We start from the raw sequence: 1,834 nt of genomic DNA, 5'->3' as shown, positions 1-1,834 counted from the left end.
CGGGAACACAGAAACGGGTAGAATCGATCAATGCAGTTGTTTTCTTTCGAGGTGTCATCATTACTAAGAAAGCTACCCGTTCCTTAGCCGGTATTGCCGGAATTGTCGCCGTTGCCACCTTAATCAGTAAGGTTTTTGGTTTAGTCCGCGAACAGGTAATCGCCGCTGCCTACGGTGTTGGGCCGGTGGTGAACGCCTACGCTTTTGCCTACGTTATCCCCGGTTTTCTGTTAATTCTCCTCGGTGGCATTAACGGCCCCTTTCACAGTGCTTTGGTCAGTGTTTTGGCCAAAAGAGATAAATCCGAGTCCGCGCCGATTGTCGAGACTATTACCACCCTAGTCAGTGCGATTTTATTAGCTGTCACCGTCTTTTTAATCGTTTTTGCCAATATTTTTATTGATGTTCTCGCTCCCGGTTTAGATGCCGCCACCCGCAGCATGGCCATTCAACAACTGCAAATTATGGCCCCCATGGCGGTTTTAGCCGGTTTAATCGGCATCGGTTTCGGTACTCTCAACGCAGCGGATCAATACTGGCTACCGAGTCTCAGTCCGCTTTTTTCCAGTGTGGCGGTGATTATCGGGGTGGGTTTGCTGGCTTGGTTCGTTGGCGATCGCATTGATGAGCCGCAATATGTGCAACTGGGGGGTTTTGTCCTCGCCGGCGGTACTCTCGTCGGGGCGCTTTGGCAATGGTTAGCACAAGTGGGCGCACAAGTCAAGGCAGGTTTAGGAAAATTAATATTTCGTTGGGATTGGCGGATTCCGGGGGTGTCGGAAGTGTTGCGGGTGATGATTCCAGCGACCTTATCTTCGGGAATGTTGCATATTAACGTTTATACTGACCTCTTTTTCGCTTCTTTTATCGAAAATGCCGCCGCTTCCATGCGTTACGCCAGTTTTATCGTTCTCACGCCCTTGGGCATCATGTCTAACATGATTCTCGTGCCGTTTATGCCGATATTTTCTCGACTGACGGAACCGGAAAATTGGGTAGAATTGAAGCAAAGAATCCGTCAGGGTTTATTATTGACGGCTTTAACCATGTTACCCTTCACCGCTATCTTTATCGCCCTCGCTTTCCCGGTAGTGCGAGTTATCTATCAACGGGGTGCCTTTAATCTGGCTGCCTCGGAACAGGTGGTTCCCGTATTAATGGCCTACGGTTTCGGGATGTTTTTCTATCTCGGTCGCGATGTTTTAGTACGAGTGTTCTATGCTTTGGGTGATGGCGAAACTCCTTTTAAGGTGAGTATGGTAAATATTTTTCTCAATGGTGCGCTGGATTTCCTCTTGTATAAACCTTTTGGTACTCCGGGGCTTGTTTTAGCAACCGTGGGGGTTAATATCCTTTCTATGGGCATTTTTACGGTGATTTTAAATCGTCGTTTAGGAGGTTTACCCTTAGGAGAATGGGGTTTATCCCTATTGGGATTAACGGTAATTACAATGCTTTCTGGTGTTGGTAGTTGGGGTGCTAGTTGGGGTTGGGAAAAGGTTTTCGGTGCTGGTAATATTTTCCTACAATTATTACAGTTAGGTTTGGCTTCGACCGTAGCAGTGGGTTTATTCCTCCTCGGTGCGATGTTATTGAAGTTACCTGAATTAGACCTATTAATCTCGCGAGTTCGTCAGAAGTTCTTGAAAAAATCTTAGGTTTAAGTTCCGGCCTCACCTCATCGTTACATACTATAAGGGACTTGCGCTTTGATAATGTACCTTTTGGGCGAACGCAGTTCGCCCCTACATTGTGGACAAAATCCGTTACTGTAGGGGCGCAAAGCTTGCGCCCTCCGATCGATTGGGATATTATTCCCACGCAAGTCCCTAAG

At 47.4% G+C, this 1,834-nt stretch carries 1 protein-coding gene; it reads left to right on the top strand.

Translation table 11 applies throughout. The features are described 5' to 3' along the window. Positions 1-1,658 (top strand): murein biosynthesis integral membrane protein MurJ (murJ, locus tag O9324_RS22605; protein WP_288141366.1); only part of this gene is annotated, 1,658 nt, incomplete at its 5' end. Positions 1,659-1,834: the final 176 nt, after the last annotated feature.

The organism is Microcystis sp. LE19-84.1B (assembly GCF_027531875.1).
Classification (GTDB): Bacteria; Cyanobacteriota; Cyanobacteriia; order Cyanobacteriales; family Microcystaceae; genus Microcystis; species Microcystis panniformis.
This window is presented reverse-complemented; position numbering and strand designations above follow the sequence as displayed.